Annotated in this window: 13 protein-coding genes and 1 pseudogene; 5 read left to right on the forward strand and 9 right to left on the reverse strand. The window is 70.0% G+C overall.

Translation table 11 applies throughout. From position 1 onward, the window contains the following. Positions 1–26 precede the first annotated feature (26 nt). A complete protein-coding gene (locus tag BLV94_RS36125) occupies positions 27–437 on the forward strand; it encodes an NUDIX hydrolase (protein WP_244163738.1) in 411 nt (136 codons plus the stop codon). Here the strand turns inward: BLV94_RS36125 and BLV94_RS36130 are convergent. Beyond that, positions 434–1,786: a hypothetical protein gene (locus BLV94_RS36130; protein ID WP_072948459.1), complete on the reverse strand. Its 1,353-nt coding sequence runs from the start codon at positions 1,784–1,786 to the stop codon at positions 434–436. The two genes, BLV94_RS36125 and BLV94_RS36130, sit on opposite strands and share 4 nt — an antisense overlap. 111 nt (positions 1,787–1,897) lie before the next feature. Here BLV94_RS36130 and BLV94_RS36135 point away from each other — a divergent pair, with 111 nt between their 5' ends. After that, the gene (locus tag BLV94_RS36135; RefSeq protein ID WP_072948457.1) at positions 1,898–2,650 is read left to right on the forward strand and encodes an isocitrate lyase/PEP mutase family protein; all 753 of its coding nucleotides are present in this window, start codon (positions 1,898–1,900) and stop codon (positions 2,648–2,650) included. A gap of 39 nt (positions 2,651–2,689) precedes the next feature. On the opposite strand, the gene BLV94_RS36140 is transcribed toward BLV94_RS36135, so the two are convergent. The 6 genes and pseudogenes from BLV94_RS36140 to BLV94_RS36165 all read right to left on the reverse strand — a co-directional run bounded on the left by BLV94_RS36140 (position 2,690) and on the right by BLV94_RS36165 (position 8,559). Then, a complete protein-coding gene (locus BLV94_RS36140) occupies positions 2,690–4,873 on the reverse strand; it encodes an AAA family ATPase (protein ID WP_072948456.1) in 2,184 nt (727 codons plus the stop codon). A gap of 27 nt (positions 4,874–4,900) precedes the next feature. Further along, positions 4,901–5,764, reverse strand: a complete 864-nt coding sequence (pssA, locus tag BLV94_RS36145; RefSeq protein WP_072948454.1) for a CDP-diacylglycerol--serine O-phosphatidyltransferase — start codon at positions 5,762–5,764, stop codon at positions 4,901–4,903. Then, a complete protein-coding gene (locus tag BLV94_RS36150; RefSeq protein ID WP_072948452.1) occupies positions 5,761–6,474 on the reverse strand; it encodes a phosphatidylserine decarboxylase in 714 nt (237 codons plus the stop codon). Before BLV94_RS36150 ends, pssA begins: the two co-directional genes overlap by 4 nt. 63 nt (positions 6,475–6,537) lie before the next feature. Further along, positions 6,538–7,573 (reverse strand): annotated as a pseudogene (locus BLV94_RS36155) (DNA polymerase III subunit beta family protein). Continuing rightward, the gene (locus tag BLV94_RS36160; protein ID WP_072948450.1) at positions 7,548–8,069 is read right to left on the reverse strand and encodes a hypothetical protein; all 522 of its coding nucleotides are present in this window, start codon (positions 8,067–8,069) and stop codon (positions 7,548–7,550) included. The pseudogene BLV94_RS36155 and the gene BLV94_RS36160 overlap by 26 nt, the downstream one beginning before the upstream one ends. A 34-nt stretch (positions 8,070–8,103) precedes the next feature. Further along, positions 8,104–8,559 carry an SRPBCC family protein gene (locus tag BLV94_RS36165; RefSeq protein WP_072948448.1) on the reverse strand — a complete coding sequence of 152 codons (456 nt, stop codon included), beginning with the start codon at positions 8,557–8,559 and terminating at the stop codon, positions 8,104–8,106. 476 nt (positions 8,560–9,035) lie between these two features. On the opposite strand from BLV94_RS36165, the gene hutH reads away from it, so the two are divergent. The 3 genes from hutH to BLV94_RS36180 all read left to right on the forward strand — a co-directional run bounded on the left by hutH (position 9,036) and on the right by BLV94_RS36180 (position 12,821). After that, positions 9,036–10,583: a histidine ammonia-lyase gene (gene hutH, locus BLV94_RS36170; protein ID WP_072948446.1), complete on the forward strand. Its 1,548-nt coding sequence runs from the start codon at positions 9,036–9,038 to the stop codon at positions 10,581–10,583. 97 nt (positions 10,584–10,680) lie between these two features. Beyond that, entirely contained in the window at positions 10,681–11,823 is a 1,143-nt protein-coding gene (locus BLV94_RS36175) for an RNA-guided endonuclease InsQ/TnpB family protein (protein ID WP_072948444.1), read from the forward strand. A 134-nt stretch (positions 11,824–11,957) separates the two neighbouring features. Continuing rightward, positions 11,958–12,821 (forward strand): alpha/beta fold hydrolase, encoded by an 864-nt coding sequence (locus BLV94_RS36180; protein ID WP_072948533.1) that lies wholly within the window; start codon positions 11,958–11,960, stop codon positions 12,819–12,821. A gap of 7 nt (positions 12,822–12,828) precedes the next feature. On the opposite strand, the gene BLV94_RS36185 is transcribed toward BLV94_RS36180, so the two are convergent. Further along, positions 12,829–14,085, reverse strand: coding sequence for an NAD(P)/FAD-dependent oxidoreductase (locus BLV94_RS36185; RefSeq protein WP_072948443.1), 1,257 nt, complete (start codon positions 14,083–14,085; stop codon positions 12,829–12,831). Between the two features lie 103 nt (positions 14,086–14,188). Further along, complete coding sequence (locus tag BLV94_RS36190; protein WP_072948441.1) at positions 14,189–15,352, reverse strand: helix-turn-helix domain-containing protein; 1,164 nt, start codon at positions 15,350–15,352, stop codon at positions 14,189–14,191. Between the last annotated feature and the right edge of the window lie 52 nt (positions 15,353–15,404).

Consider the following 15,404-nt stretch of genomic DNA (forward strand, 5'->3'; position numbering starts at 1 on the left):
TGCCCGGACTGATCTATCTTGGGTCGGTGCCAGCCGAGATCCGAACCGCCGCGCTCGCCCACATCCGTGACCGCAAACTCCTCCAGACGCGTTCGGCGGGGAAGACCGCGTTCTACATGGCAGGCGGCAAGATCGACCCGGGCGAGAACGCCGAACAGGCTCTGCACCGCGAGATCCGGGAGGAACTCGACGCCGGAATCGTCGACGGGACGCTCGAACGCCTGGGGGTCTTCGAGGCGCCCGCGTACGGACATCCCGAGGGCACGGACCTGCACATGACCTGCTTTCTCGCCGAACTGAGCACCGAGCCGCGGCCGACGAGCGAGATCGCCGAACTGCGGTACTTCACCGTCGACGAATACGCGGCGATGCCGGACGTCGCGCCCGGCTCGATGCTCGTGTTCCGCCGGCTGCAGTCGCTCGGCCTCCTCGACTAGGTGAGTGGCGCGGTGCCCTCCGGTGCGCCGTGGCGCTCACGTAGCGAGTAGACGCAGAACGCGACGACGAGCAGCATCGCGACACCGGCGAGATGGTCGGACGCGGCGGTCGAGGCCGGCGACGACGGCAGGCGGTGTTCGCTGGGCGCACCCGAATAGACCACCCGGCTGCGGGGAACCGTGGTCGCCGCGACGAACACCAGCGACGCGAACGGCAGCGCCAGACCGAGCACCGCGACCGGCGCAGAACCCGGCAGCGCGGAGGCGAGCGCGAAACCCGTCCCGCCGCCCAGGACCCCCAGCCGGAGCAGGAGCGCGACGCCGTCGTTGCCGAAGTCCGGCGAGATGGTGGCGACCAGCGGAACGACGGCGGCGACACACAGACCCCACCCGGGCCGTCGCCGCTTCGGCGGAACCCTGACCGCCACCGCCATTCCCGCGGCGAGGGTGACGACGCCGACCGCCAGCAACGCCGGCGCGGGCGTCGTCACCCGCGGGGTCCGGAGGTCGTCGAGGACGAGCACGGCCGCGGCGGTGACCCCGGTCGCCGCGAGGAGGAAGTGTCCGTCGATCCCGGGGAGCCGTCGCCCGATCAGCACGGTCACCCCCAGGATCACGGCGAGCGAGAACGCCACGATCAGCCAGACCGTCAGGGGTTCGCCGAATTCCTGATCGTCGATCCACGCCCCGAGCAGCCGGTTGAGCAGCGCGAGTCCCAGGGCTCCGACCAGCGCGGTGAGCAGGGTCTTCCGTTCGGGGCGTTGCACCCGGAACTGCGACCGCGCCAGCACCGCAGACGCGAGCGCGAGCACGAGAACTCCGATCAGCAGCCACTGCGGAGGTTCGCCGATCGCCGAGGTGCTCATGCTTGCGGGCTCGACATACGCGGTATCGCCGCGCGGCAGTTTCTGCACGCTCGCGAGGAGGAACGCGCCCGCCACCCCGAGAGTCAGCGCCAGCTGCGAAACCCAGCGACCCCACACCGCGGCGACCGCGGCGCCCAGCAGGAACCCGGCAGTCGCGGTCTTGGCGAAGTGCAGGGCGATCAACGTGTCGACGCCGCCGGCGCCGGGTACCGCCCAGCGCGCGCCGATCAGGACGACCGCGCACGCCGCGGCCAGGAGCCACGACACCCGCCGGGAGCCCGACCGTTGCAGACCGCCCACCGCGATGACGGCGAGAACCAGGGCCACCACCACACCCGTCGGCTGGCTGCTGATCCACCGGTCGATCTCGCGATCGGAGGCGTTGATCGTCCAGGCCCGGTTACGGGGATTGGTGAGGACGAACCCGGCCAGTGCGCCGGACGCGAGCGCAGCCGCGGCCGACAGGGGTTCCCGGAAGTCCATTTGCCCACGGTACTCGAGCGGGTAGGAATGGAAATGGCGAACCCGGCGTTGGCACCGAAGGCGTGCCCGAGAACGACTCCGATCGAATACACCCGAGGCGAGGAGCCCCCTATGACGTCGATCAACGAGAAGGCCACCACCCTGCTGGAGCTGCACCGGCCCGGCAACCCCGTCATCCTGCCCACCGTGTGGGATGCGTGGTCCGCGAATCTGGCTGTGTCCGCCGGGTTTCAGGCACTGACGGTGGGAAGCCACCCGGTGTCCGACTCGATCGGCAAGCCCGACAACGAGGGGATCACGTTCGACGAGCTGCTGCACCGCATCTCGCAGATCACCGCCGCGGTGGAGCTGCCGCTGTCGGTCGACATCGAATCCGGATACGGCCTCGAGCCCGCCCGGCTGATCGAGGGTCTGATCGGTGCGGGCGCGGTGGGTCTGAACATCGAGGACACGGTCCACAGCGAGGGCGGACGCCTCCGTGAGCCGCAGGAGCACGCCGACTTCGTCGGAGGGTTGCGGCAGGCCGCCGACGCCGCCGGGGTCCATGTGGTCGTGAACGCGCGGACCGATCTGTTCGTGAAGCAGGTGGGCGACGAGTCCGACCGTGTCGACCGCGCGATCGCGCGCCTGAAGCTCGCCGCCGAGGCCGGAGCCGACGTGCTCTACCCCGTCGGCCGTCACGACGACGCCACCCAGAAGCGGCTCACGTCGGAGCTTCCGCTGCCCGTCAACGCGATCGGGCTGCCCGATCAGGACGATCCGGCGAGCTTCGGACCGCTCGGCGTCGCGCGGGTGAGTTTCGGCCCGTTCTTCCAGGCCGCGCTCGCCGCACACGCGGCCACCCTGCTCGGCCGCTGGTCCTGACCCGTGAGTACTTGTTAACCGCCGGCGGTTAACAAGTACTCACGGGCGCGACAGCGCATAGGCCTTCAGGTGCGCCACTTGCTCGGGATCGAGTGAGGGGCGCACCTTTTCGCGTGCCTCGGCCACATCGGCCGCGGTGACGTCGGCGGCGTCGATGTTCCGGCGCATCGCGGCCAGCGCGGCTTCCCGCAGCAACGCCGAGCAGTCGGCGGCCGAGTAGCCGTCGAGATCGTCCGCCAGAGCGTTCAGGTCGACGTCGTCGGCGAGCGGGACCGCCTTCCCGGACGTCCGGAGGATCGCGCGGCGGGCGTCGCCGTCCGGCGGCGGCACGAACACCAGCCGCTCCAGGCGGCCGGGGCGCAGCAACGCCGGGTCGATGAGATCGGGCCGGTTGGTGGCGCCGACGACCACCACGTCGCGCAGCGGTTCGACGCCGTCGAGTTCGGTGAGCAGCGCGGCGACCACCCGATCGGCCACCCCGGAATCGGAACTCTGGCCGCGCCGCGGCGCGAGCGCGTCCACCTCGTCGAGGAAGATCAGCGACGGGGCCGAATCCCGTGCCCGCTGAAACAGTTCGCGGACCGCCTTCTCTGACGCGCCCACCCACTTGTCCATCAGTTCAGCGCCCTTGACGGCGTGCACACTCAGATGTCCCGAACTGGCCAGTGCCCGAACGAGGTACGTCTTGCCGCAGCCGGGCGGGCCGTAGAGCAGCACGCCGCGCGGCGGATCGACACCCAGCCGGGCGAACGAATCCGGGTGCTGCAACGGCCACAGCACCGCCTCCGTCAGCGCCTGCTTGGTCTCCACCATGTCCCCGACGTCGTCGAGGGTGAGGCTGCCGATCGCGAGTTCCTCGCTGCCCGACCGCGACAGCGGGCGGATGACGTCGAGTGCGCCGAGGAGGTCGTCCTGGGTGAGCGCCGGCTCGACGGGTTTCCTGGCCGCGCGGGACGCGGCCCGCAGGGCGGCTTCCCGGCACAGCGCGGCGAGGTCGGCGACGACGAACCCCGGTGTGCGGGCCGCGATCGCGTCGAGGGCGATGCCGTCGCTGGGGACCTTCCGCAGGAGCAGTTCCAGCAGGGCCCGGCGGGTGGAGCCGTCGGGCAGGGTGAGGGCGAGTTCGCGGTCGCACAGGTCCTGCCCGCGCAACCGGGTGTCGACCGACTCCGGGTGCGCCGACGTCGCGACGAACGCGACCCCGACGGTCTCGACCGCGTGGCGGAGCTGTTCGATGATCAGCGCCGACACCGGCTCCGGGGTGGACGGCAGCAGGGCGTCGATGTCGGTGATCAACAGGACGCCGCCGCTGCGGATCGCCTCGACGGCCGCGGTGACCCGCTGCAGCCGGGATCCTGCCTCGAGCGCGCCGGCACTCGGCCCGTCGAGTTCGACCACCCGCCGGGACGCGAGAACCGCACGGGCGAGCGTCGCCTTCCCGACACCGGCGGGCCCGGTCACGAGGACGCCCAGATGGGGCGAGGCCCCGAGCGTGCGGAGCAGTTCGGGTTCGTCGAGTGCCAACCCGAGCCACTCGGTGAGTTTGGCGGCCTGGGTGTGGGCGCCGACCAGGTCCTCGACCGGGACCGGGGGCACCTCCTCGGCGGGCCGGACCGGCGGTGCGGGCAGGCGGGACGGCGGCGAGGTCACCGTCGCACGCACACCCTCACCCCACCCGACCGCGGTGTTGGGCTGCACGCTCACCGGACCACCGGCCGGGTCGACCCCGGTCACGGTGAGCAGTTCGGACGTCCAGGCGACACCGAACGTCCGGGACAGGGCCTGTGTCGCGGGGGCGGTGCTGGTTCCGGGGCCCAGGTCGCGGGGCAGCAGCGACACCGTGTCGCCGACCGTGAGGACCTTGCCGAGCAGGGCGTGACGCAGGGTGACGTCGGAGACGGAGTTGACGGCCAGATTGGAGCCGCTGACCGTCACCGTCTTCCCGCCGTACACCGTCACCGGTGTCACGACGACCGTGCTGTTCTCGGACAGCCCGGCGTTGGACAGCGTCACGTCGTCGAGGAGCGCGGTGCCGGTGGGGGTTCCGGCAGGCGCGCGACCGGCCACGGCGGCGGTGCGGCGCGCACCGATCAGGGCGATTGCGTCCCACTCGCGCAGACCGAGCGCGGCCAGGGCTTCCGGATGCAACCGGACCACGCCGCGCCGGGTGTCGGCGGCCGAGGTGTTCAGTCGGACTGTGAGCGCGAGTTCCGGTGAGGTCACGCCGTCGAGCCTACGTGCGGGAGCGACCTACCGGGCCCGGGGACGGCGCAGTCCGAGCCGTGCCGCGGACCGCCTGCCGCGGGCGTCGGGCTGACGCCGGATGGCCCGCCGCTCGGACGGCTTGATGTCCCACGTCTCGGGCCGCGCGGCCACCCACCGCTTCGAGTGGACGGCGAACGGAATGTGCCCGAGGTACACCGCGACGAGGACGATCAGCAGGATGTACGGGTAGGTGACGAGGGCCGCCGCCGCGAGCGCCACGAGGACGAGCAGACCGGCCGCCATGTGCGGGGGCACGGACACCGTCTTCAGTGCGAGCGTGGGGATCCGGCTGACGATCAGCGCCGCGGAGAACACGGTCCATGCGACGACGACGGGATACGACGACCACCAGCCGTCGCCCCACTGCGCGGCGGCGGCCAGGGGGGCCAGCGCGACCAGCGCACCCGCCGGCGCCGGGACACCCGTGAAGTACTCGTTGGCGTAACCCGGAATGTCGTCCTCGTCGAGGAGCGTGTTGAACCGGGCCAGCCGCAGCACGATGCTCACCGCGTAGATCAGGGCGATGATCCAGCCGAAACTCTGGCCGTCCAGCAGCGTGACGTAGAGGACGAGAGCCGGGGCGACGCCGAACGAGATGGAATCGGCGAGCGAATCCAGTTCGGCGCCCATCTTGCTGGTGGCGTCGAGCAGTCGCGCGATCCGCCCGTCGAGCGAGTCGAGGACCGCGGCGGCGCCGATCATGGCCAGTGCCGTTCCCAGATCCTCGTCCAGCGCGAACTTGACGGCGGACAGTCCCGCACACAGCGCGAGGATCGTGACGACACTCGGCAGGAGCCGCACCGCCTGCTGGGGTCGTCCCCTCCGCTGTTTCTTCGCGTTCGCGATCACGGCAGTTGAGCGATGACGGTCTCGGCGCCGATCGTCCGCTGTCCCCGCTCGGCGAGCAGCGTGGTGCCGGCCGGGAAGTACGTGTCGACGCGGGAGCCGAACCGGATCAGGCCATACGTGTCACCGATCGGGAGGGTGTCGCCGACCTTGGCGTCGCAGACGATCCGGCGGGCGAGCAGACCGGCGATCTGGACGACGGCGACGTCGTGGCCCTCCGCGGTGTGCAGCAGCATGCTGTTGCGTTCGTTGATCTCGCTGGCGTCGGCGAGGTCGGCGGAGAGGAACTTGCCCGGCCGGTGGACGACCTTTTTCACTTCGCCGCCGACGGGGCTGCGCTGGACGTGCACGTCCAGCACCGACAGGAAGATGCTGACCCGGGGGAGCGGTTCAGTTCCCATGTCGAGTTCGGACGGCGGGACCGCGGAGTCGACGAGCGCGACCTCACCGTCGGCGGGTGCGACTGCGACGCCGACACGGTTCGGCGGAACGCGGTGCGGATGCCGGAAGAAGGCGGCGCAGGCAGCGGCGGAGGTCAGTGCTCCGCGACGGACCCATTTGCGGTTGCGGCCGAGGACGGCCACGCCGAGTGGTGCGAGGACGAAGGGCAGCCCGGCCGGATGCAGGGGCGGAACTGCTCCGCGGACGAGGTCGACGATGTGCCCGACGCTCGTGGCTTGCGGGGTTCCGGGGGGTGTGGGCTTGCGTGCCACGGGCTCCTCTAACTGTGTTCGGACGGACGTGCTGCCTGCGCGCCATCGCGCCGCACCCACAGGTTACGTGAGCGCTTCCGGCTGCAACGGCATCAGGAGAGAGTACGCACTCGCGGGGTCCGATGTGTGAACGGATCGTGGCCGGATGGCGAGGGGCGTGATGGGCCCACCGACCCGGAACGTCAATTGCGCGCCGGGCAGCGCGTCGACCGCTTCGAGCAGAAAACCGGCGTTCACCTGCACATGGAAGCGGACGGGCCGCTCGGTGCCCGGGTGGCCGACGACGATCTCGCCCGACTCGAGAACCCCCAGATCCACCCGGTCACCCGCGTCGGCCAGGAGTACCCGCAGGGCCGCCGAGGAGAAGGTGTGTTCGATTCCCGGGTCGCGGGGCGACAGGCTGCGATGGTCGGGGAAGGCGCCGTCGACGAGACCGGTGGTGAGCTGTTCGCGGCCGCAGCGGAGGCTGACCGAGTCGGCTCCCACGACGACGGTCACCGTGTCGTGGCCGCAGCAACCCGGCAGCGTCGTCCAGGAACGTGCACGGGACGACCACGGAGATCGGCTGGTCCGGCGGTTCGAGCACGGTCGCCGTTCCGACGGCCAGCCGGTAGCGGTCGGTGGTGACGAGCCGCAGCACGTCGTGGTCCGCCTCGAAGAGGCAGCCGCGCAGCACCGGGAACTCCGAGTCGGCGTCGGCGGCGAACCGCACCGCCCCGACCGCGGCGCGGAGGTCGGCGGTGCGGAGGACAACCGTCCGCGTCCGGTCCGCTCGGGCGTCGAGCAGGCGGTGAATCCGCGTCAGTTCACGGCGGGCGTCGTCCAGCCCCTGCTCCAGCCGGCCGAGGTGCCGGTCGAGAAGTTCGTGGGCGTCGGTGCCGCTCAGCACGGCCGCCATCTCCTTCACCGGCATCCCCACCCGGCGCATCGCGGCGACGAGGACGGCGGCGTCCACCTGCCGGTCGGTGTACCAGCGGTAACCGGTGCGCGGGTCGACCGCGTGCGGGGTGAGCACCCCGGCCTTGTCGTAGAACCGCAGTGCGCTGACCGACAGACCGGACGCGCGAGCGAGTTCACCGATGCTGAGCACGGCGTCCACTCTGCCCCGGCGGTCCGACAGTCACGTCCAGTTCGGCGCGGAGCCGGGTGACGGCGCCGCGGATCATCCGTCCGTAGCCGTCGTCGGCGAGGTGGTCGCAGCTCTGCGCTGCCCGATCGAGATGGTGGCGCGCCTCGGACGACTGGCCGAGGGCGTGATGAGCGGCCGCCACGTTGAGGTGCAGCGACGGGTAGAAACCCGCGACCGACAGCGACGAGTGATGTTCCCGCGCCCGGTCGTCGGTCAGCGAGTCGGCGGCCCCGAGGGCTCGCAGGTCCCAGCGCAACTCCTCGGCGGGGTCGGTCTGGACGTCCGCCATGTAGTGGGCCAGCGTGACGACGTGCAGCGGGTCCGGCGTGGTGTCGCCGAACCCCTGGAGGGCGTCCCACACCTCGTCGAAGATGCGCCGGGCGCCCTCCCGGTCACCCGCCACTGCCCGTTCCTGCCCCTGCGAGATCCTCGCCATGACGGCGTCCGGTGTGTCCATGCGGACCACGCTGAGGTCTCGACCAGGTCGAGGGTCAACCCGGCTACTTGCCCTCGGCCGCCGACTTGATCCGGGCGAGGGTGGTGTTCATGCCGTTGACGAGGTCGACCTCGAAGTCCTCGTTGCCGCCGAGGACGGTCTTGACGAGGAACTGCGACACCTTGGACGTGCCGGTCGGGGCTTCTCGGCGCTCGATGACCTTGGTCCCGCTTGCGGTCGGTTCGAGTTCGTACGACCAGATCGTGCGGTTCTCGAGGATCCGGAAGGCGATGGCCTTGTTGGGCTGGAACTTCACGACCTTCGACGTGGTCGGCCACACGAGGAAGCCCTTGCGGTTGATGTTGACGGTTTTCGTGCCCTCTTCGACGACGCCGCCGAGGACGCGCATCTTGCGGCACTGAGGGCTCCATTCGCCCATCCGCTTCAGATCCGAGACGACCGCCCACACGTCTTGCGGGGTCGCGTCGATGTCGATGCTTGCTTCGAGGGTGGTTGCCATCGGCTGTCTCCAGTCAGGGAAGGTGGTACGTAAGGTAACAATTACTTTTGCGTCATGGTAGGCCCTGTGGCCGGAGAGCTGTGCGGTAGGTCACTGAAACGTGGCCCGGCCTGCAGTTTTCCAGCACTTCCGCGCGCCTCATCGAAACCGTGTAACCAAAGGGGCACGATTGGCGATGAGTCAATAGTGCGACGAACTGTCGCCGATGCAATGGCGCAAATTGGAAAGTTGTCGAGTCGGTGTTCGGAAGTGATCGGTAGTGAATGTTCATTCGATCCTGCGGTGGGACCGCAGCCCTCTCCCTCTACTCGAATCAGCCCGATTGCAAGGACGTCCGTCCTCGTGGCCGAGTGAAAAACTCGAACGTCTGATGACGCCACGCGAAATCGAGGAAGCTCTACGCGGCCGGTTGTAGACACGGTCGAGGCTCCCGCAATCCCGTCACTCTCCGCCCGGACGCGGGGGAGACTGGGGTTGTGGGAGCCGAAGAGTGTGTCGTGGTCGGAACCGGTGCGGTCTCCGCCGAAGAAGTGATCCGGGTGGCGCGCCACGGCGCGCCCGTGCGGATCTCGCGCGACGCGATGTCGGCGATGGCGGAGACCCGCAAGCGCATCGAGGCGCTGGCCGCGGACCCGAAGCCCGTCTACGGCATCTCGACGGGGTTCGGGGCCCTCGCCACAAGGCACATTCCCTCTGCCCTGCGCACGCAACTGCAGCGCAGTCTCGTCCGCTCGCACGCCGCCGGAAACGGGCCCGAGGTGGAACGCGAGGTGGTGCGCGCTCTGATGCTGCTCCGACTGTCGACCCTCGCCACCGGCAGGACCGGCGCCCGGCCGGAAGTCGCGCAGGTCTACGCCTCGCTGCTGTCGGCGGGGATCACTCCGGTGGTGCACGAGTACGGCAGCCTCGGGTGCTCCGGTGATCTGGCGCCGCTGGCCCACGTCGCGCTCGCGGTGATCGGCGAGGGCACGGTGCGGGACGCGGACGGCGCACTCGTGCCGGCCGCGGCAGCGTTGTCCTCGGCCGGGATCGTGCCGGTGGTCCTCGAGGAGAAGGAGGGTCTCGCCCTCATCAACGGCACCGACGGAATGCTCGGCATGCTGGTGCTGGCGTGCGAGGACCTGCACGCGCTCCTGCGGCTGGTCGACGTCACGGCGGCGATGAGCGTCGAGGGGCTGCTCGGCACCGACAAGGTGTTCGCCCCCGACCTGCAGGCGCTGCGGCCCCACCCCGGCCAGGCCCGCGCCGCCGCGAACATGGTCCGCCTGCTCGCCGGCTCCGAGATCGTGCAGAGCCACGCCAACCCGAGTTGCACCGTGGTGCAGGACGCCTACTCGTTGCGGTGCGCGCCGCAGGTCGCGGGCGCCGCGCGGGACACGCTCGCGCACGCCGAGCGGGTGGCGTCGTGGGAACTGGCGAGCGCCGTCGACAACCCGGTGGTCACGCTCGACGGCCGGGTGGAGTCGAACGGCAATTTCCACGGGGCGCCGGTCGGGTACGTCCTGGACTTCCTGGCCATCGTCGTCGCGGACGTCGCGAGCATGAGCGAGCGCCGCACCGACCGGTTCCTCGACGTCGCCCGCAACCACGGGCTGCCGCCGTTCCTGGCCGACGATCCGGGGGTGGACAGCGGCCACATGATCGCCCAGTACACGCAGGCCGCGATCGTGTCGGAACTGAAGCGGCTGGCGGCGCCGGCGAGTGTCGACTCGATTCCGTCGTCGGCGATGCAGGAGGACCACGTGTCGATGGGGTGGTCCGCCGCCCGGAAGCTGCGCCGGGCGATCGACGGGCTCACCCGGGTCCTCGCCGTCGAGGCGCTGACGGCCGCTCGCGCGCTCGACCTGCGGGCCCCGCTCGCACCGTCACCGGCGACGGGGGCGGTGCGGGACACGATCCGCGAGCACGTCGCCGGACCGGGAACCGACCGTCACCTCGCGCCGGAGATCGAGGCCGCGGTCGCCCTCGCCGCGTCCGGCGCACTGGTCGCGAGCGCGGAGGCGGTGGTGGGGCGGCTGGACTGACGGAGTTGATCCGTGAGTCTTTCGGCGCAGACCCGGTCCTTGAGGTCCGGGATAGCTGATCTGGTTGTGTCGGACTGTGGGGTTAGTGTCTTCGGTCATGGTGGGGAGGGGGGTGAGGCGGGCGTTCAAGTTTCGTTTCTATCCGACTGCGGTGCAGGCGGAACAGCTTGCTCGGACGTTCGGGTGCACCCGGTATGTCTACAACCGGGCGTTGGCGGAGCGGTCGCGTGCCTGGTCGCAGGAGCAGCGACGGGTCACCTACGCGGACACCTCGAAGATGCTCACCGGATGGAAGCGGGACCCCGAGACGGAGTGGTTGGCGGAGCCATCGAAGGGGCCGTTGCAGGAGGCGCTGCGGCAGTTGCAGGGTGCGTTCGAGAAGTTCTGGCGCAAGCAGGCCCGCTACCCAAAGTTCAAGAGGAAGGGGCGGTCGAAGGATTCGGCGACCTACTATTCGAACTGCTTCACCTACCGCGGCGGGCAGATCCGGTTGGCCAAGCAGTCCGAACCCCTGGATATTCGGTGGTCGAGGCCCTTACCTGAGGGGGCGGTGCCGTCGCAGGTGACGGTGTCGCGTAATGCTCGTGGTCAGTACCACATCTCGATCCTCGTCGAGGACACGATCAGCGAACTCGAGCCGGCCGATCGGGTGGTCGGGCTCGATGCCGGGATCACCAGCCTGTACACGCTGTCGACGGGGGAGAAGATCACCAACCCGCGACACGAGCGCACGGATCGTGAGCGGTTGGCGAAGGCGCAGCGGGCACTGGCCAAGAAGCAGAAGGGGTCCCGGAACCGGGCCAAGGCCCGACTGAAGGTCGCGAAGATTCATGGTCGGATCGCTGATCGGCGTCGCGATTATCTGCACACACTTTCCACTCGACTGGTGCGCGAAAATCAAGTGATCGCCGTCGAGGATCTGAGTGTGCGGAACATGGTCAAGAATCGGTCGTTGTCTCGGGCGATCTCGGATGCGGGGTGGTCCGAGTTCCGGTCGATGCTCGAGTACAAGGCCGACTGGTACGGGCGGCGGGTGGTGGTGATCGATCGGTTCTGTCCGTCGTCGAAGACCTGCTCGGTGTGCGGGGCGGTCGCCGGGGCGATGCCGCTGGACGTGCGGGAGTGGACGTGCCGATGCGGCGTCGTCCACGACCGCGATGTGAACGCGGCGAAGAACATTTTGGCCGTCGGACTGACGGTGGCAGCCTGCGGAGACGGTGTGAGACCGCCCCGCACATAACGTGCGGGGTGGCGACTGTCGGTGAAACAGGAACCTCGGGACGCGAGTCCCGAGGGGAATCTCGGTCGTTCACGGCCGAGAGCAAGTCAAGTCTCGAGTCTTGCGACTACCGTGGACTGCAGGAGATGGTCCGCATGACTCTCGCGGAGTTCGACACACGCCGGAAGACCGTCGACACCGACCGTGGACCGGTCAGCTACCTCGATTCCGGCGCCGGCCGCGTGGCGTTCTTCATTCACGGCGTCGGGACGTCCGGCTACCTGTGGCGCAACGTGATCCGTCAACTCGAGGACGAACGACGGTGCATCGCCCTGGACCTCCCGCTGCACGGCCGCACGCCCGCCGCACCCGATCAGGACTTCACGCTGGGCGCACTGGCCGACGTCGTCGCGGCCACCTGCGACGCGCTGGGTTTGGAGAAGGTCGACGTGGTCGCCAACGACACCGGCGGCGCGGTCGCGCAGATCTACGCCGCCCGGCACCCCGACCGGTTGTCGACGCTGACGCTGACGAACTGCGACACCCACGACAACGTGCCGCCGAAGGCATTCCTGCCGGCTGTGCTGCTGGCCCGGGCCGGACTGCTCGCCCGCATTCTGCCGCCGTTGACGCGGAAGGTGACGAGGGCTCGTAAGCTGTTGTACGGCACCGGGTATCAGAACGTGCGTTCGCTGCCGGAAGAGGTTGTGGCGGCGTACGTCGAGCCGCTGCTCGGCACCCGCGACCGCGCGTTGCTCTTCCAGCGCTGGATCGCGTCTCTGAATCCGCGCGATCTGCTCGCGGTCGAGCCGGACCTCGCGGCGCTCGCGGTGCCCACGCTCATCGTGTGGGGCACGGGAGACCTGTTCTTCCGGACCCCGTGGGCCTACCGGCTCCGCGATCTCATTCCGGGAGCGCGGGAAGTCGTGGAGATCCGGGGCGGCAAGCTGTTCTTCCCCGACGAGCGTTCGCGCGAACTCGTCGTCGAACTGCGCAGATTCTGGGCGGCCCGGTCCTGAGCCGGATTCAGCGCAGCGGGTCGAAATGCCGCATGACGGCGGGAACCTCGCCCCCGGTCATGGAGTCGGCCATCATGCGTCCGGTGAGCGGACCCAGGGCGATGCCCCACATGCCGTGGCCGCCCGCCACGTGCACACGGGGGGAGCGGGTGGCGCCGACGAGCGGAAGTCCGTCGGTGGTGCAGGGCCGGGATCCGACCCACTCCTCCCGCCGCGATTCCCAGTCGATGCCGGTGAACATGGGCGTCGCAGCCGCGATGATCGCCTGCACCCGGCGCGGGTCGAGAGGTGCGTCGGGACTGCGGAATTCCATCATCCCGGCGACGCGGAAACGGTCGTGCAGTGGGGTGCACGCCACGCGCTGGGTGGGGAAGTAGATGGGGTTCTTCGGCATCTGCTCGGGCTGGACACTGAAGCTGTACCCGCGGCCGGCCTGTACCAGGGCGCGGACACCGAACGGGCGGGCGAGAGTATTGAGGTGTGCGCCGCCCGCGAGGACGACGGAATCGGCGGTCACCGTGTCGCCGGAAGCCGCGACCAACCGGACGCCCGACTGCCCCTGATCCTGCACCGTCGCGACGTCGAAGCCGGACCTGATCTCGCCGCCCCGGGCGCGGACGGCGTCGGCGAGCGAATGCACGAAACGCGGCGGGTCGATGAAACGCTGGTTGCGCAGCCGCAGACCGGAGTGCACGCCGTCGCCGAGACTCGGCTCGAGAGAGTGGATCTCGTCTCGGTCGACGCGGTCGTACTCGACCTCGCCGCCCGCGGCCTCGACGTGACGGAACTCGTCGACGAGCGCTTGCCGGTCCTCGTCCGACTTGAACGCGGTGAGGAACGGGTCGGCGAGATGCGTGTGCTCCCGGACGCCGCCGTCCGCGAGTTCGTCGTAGGCGCCCAGGGAGATCCGGTTGACCTCGGCGTACACCTTCATCGCGTCCGCCCACCGGGAGGGCGTGCAGTGCCGGGCGAAGCCGACGAGGAAACGCACCAACCGCAGATCGGTCGTGAACGGCACATAGACCGGCGAGGACGGATTCAGCATCGCGCGCAGGCCGTACCGCAGCACGGCCGGTTCGGGCAGCGGCAGCGTCAATGCCGGTGCGAGCCAACCTGCATTGCCCCAGGACGCATCCGCCGCGACACCCGCACGGTCGACGACGGTGACGCGCACGCCACGCTCCTGGAGGAACCACGCCGTGGACAATCCGACGACGCCTGCTCCGACGATCGCGACATGGTCAGGGCGCTGCACTGTGCTCATGACTCCATCATCGGCGGGCGACGGAGCCGGGGCAGTAGCCGTTCGGCCAATCCCGGACAGCGCCCCCTGTGCAATCGGCCAGGGGTCACAAATCCCCCAGCGGTCACCAATCCCGCAGTCCCGTCAGCTTCAGGTGCAGCATCAGGATGAGCCGGGTGTCCGCGTCGGTCAGGTCCACGTCGCACGAGTCGACACAGCGCCGCAGCCGATTCCTCAGCGTGTTGGGGTGCACGTGCAGCGCGGCGGCGGCATCGGCGACGTCGCCGCCGTGCGCCAGGAAGGCGCGGGCGGTGGCGACGAGATCGGTGCCGTGCTGCACGTCGTGCCGGGTGAGCGCGGCGAGCGGGGTGAGCTCGCCCAGGCCGTCGAAGATGTCGGCGACGCGCAACGCCAGCACGGACGCGAGACTGTCCCGCATCGTCCCGGCGACACCACCGGACCGGGCGTGCTGCAGCACGGTGAGAACCCGGTCGGCGTCCCCGCGCGACAGGTGTGCCTGGCTGGCCGTGCTCACCTCGCGTCCGACGGCGACCACGAATGTTGCCCCGCTGCGGGCGCGGCCGAGGAAGTCCTCGGCGAGGCGCCGGACGTCCTTCTCCGACGCGGCGATGACCACGTAGATGACGTCGTCGAGCTGCGCGGCCACCGAATCGACCGCCAGTGTGTCGAGGTACAGGCCGAGGGAGGCGAGCAGACCGGAGGGCAGCGGGCGCCCGATCGCGACGGGGGCGGCCGCCGCGACCGTCAGCCGTCCCTCCAGCCGGAGGTCGTCGGCGGCACGGAAGGCGGGCTCGCCGCCGTTGATCAGCGCGCGGACGCGGTCGACTTGCATCCGGCGCGTCACGTCCACCCGTTCCCGCTCCGCCGCGATGTGCTCGGCGACGACCGGGACCGCGGACCGCAGGATCGATTCCTGTTCCGGGGTGGGGGCCGACGTCATCGCCGCCCAGATCGACCCGACCGACCGTCCCGCGTCCCGCACCGCGATCACCGCGCGGGGAGTCATGTCCGGCAGTCCCATGTCCACGTAGAAGACGTCGGTGTCCCGGTGCAGGCGCTCGAAGACGCCCGCATCCTCGAGGAGTTGCCGGTACTTCCCGGGCACCTGCCGTCCCAGGATGGTCTCGATGCGCGCTTGGTCCACGGCCTGCTCGCCGCTCGAATAAGCCAGGACGGTCGAGTTCTCGTCCTCGATCGTGATCGGGGCCCCGATCAGCTCGGCCAGCGACCCCGCCACCGTGAACAGGTCTTCACCGCGCAGGTCCATGGGTGCGAGCCTAGTTGCCGGCCGCGGTCCGGCCGGGTCTTCGCCGCGGTCC

It is taken from the genome of Rhodococcus koreensis (assembly GCF_900105905.1).
Taxonomy (GTDB): Bacteria; Actinomycetota; Actinomycetes; order Mycobacteriales; family Mycobacteriaceae; genus Rhodococcus_F; species Rhodococcus_F koreensis.

Bases quoted from the DNA above. Each gene is read 5' to 3' on its own strand.
- BLV94_RS36130 (WP_072948459.1), bottom strand. From the start codon at position 1,786: ATGGACTTCCGGGAACCCCTGTCGGCCGCGGCTGCGCTCGCGTCCGGC.
- BLV94_RS36135 (WP_072948457.1), top strand. From the start codon at position 1,898: ATGACGTCGATCAACGAGAAGGCCACCACCCTGCTGGAGCTGCACCGG.
- BLV94_RS36165 (WP_072948448.1), bottom strand. From the start codon at position 8,559: ATGGCAACCACCCTCGAAGCAAGCATCGACATCGACGCGACCCCGCAA.
- BLV94_RS36175 (WP_072948444.1), top strand. From the start codon at position 10,681: ATGGTGGGGAGGGGGGTGAGGCGGGCGTTCAAGTTTCGTTTCTATCCG.
- BLV94_RS36180 (WP_072948533.1), top strand. From the start codon at position 11,958: ATGACTCTCGCGGAGTTCGACACACGCCGGAAGACCGTCGACACCGAC.
- BLV94_RS36185 (WP_072948443.1), bottom strand. From the start codon at position 14,085: ATGAGCACAGTGCAGCGCCCTGACCATGTCGCGATCGTCGGAGCAGGC.
- BLV94_RS36190 (WP_072948441.1), bottom strand. From the start codon at position 15,352: ATGGACCTGCGCGGTGAAGACCTGTTCACGGTGGCGGGGTCGCTGGCC.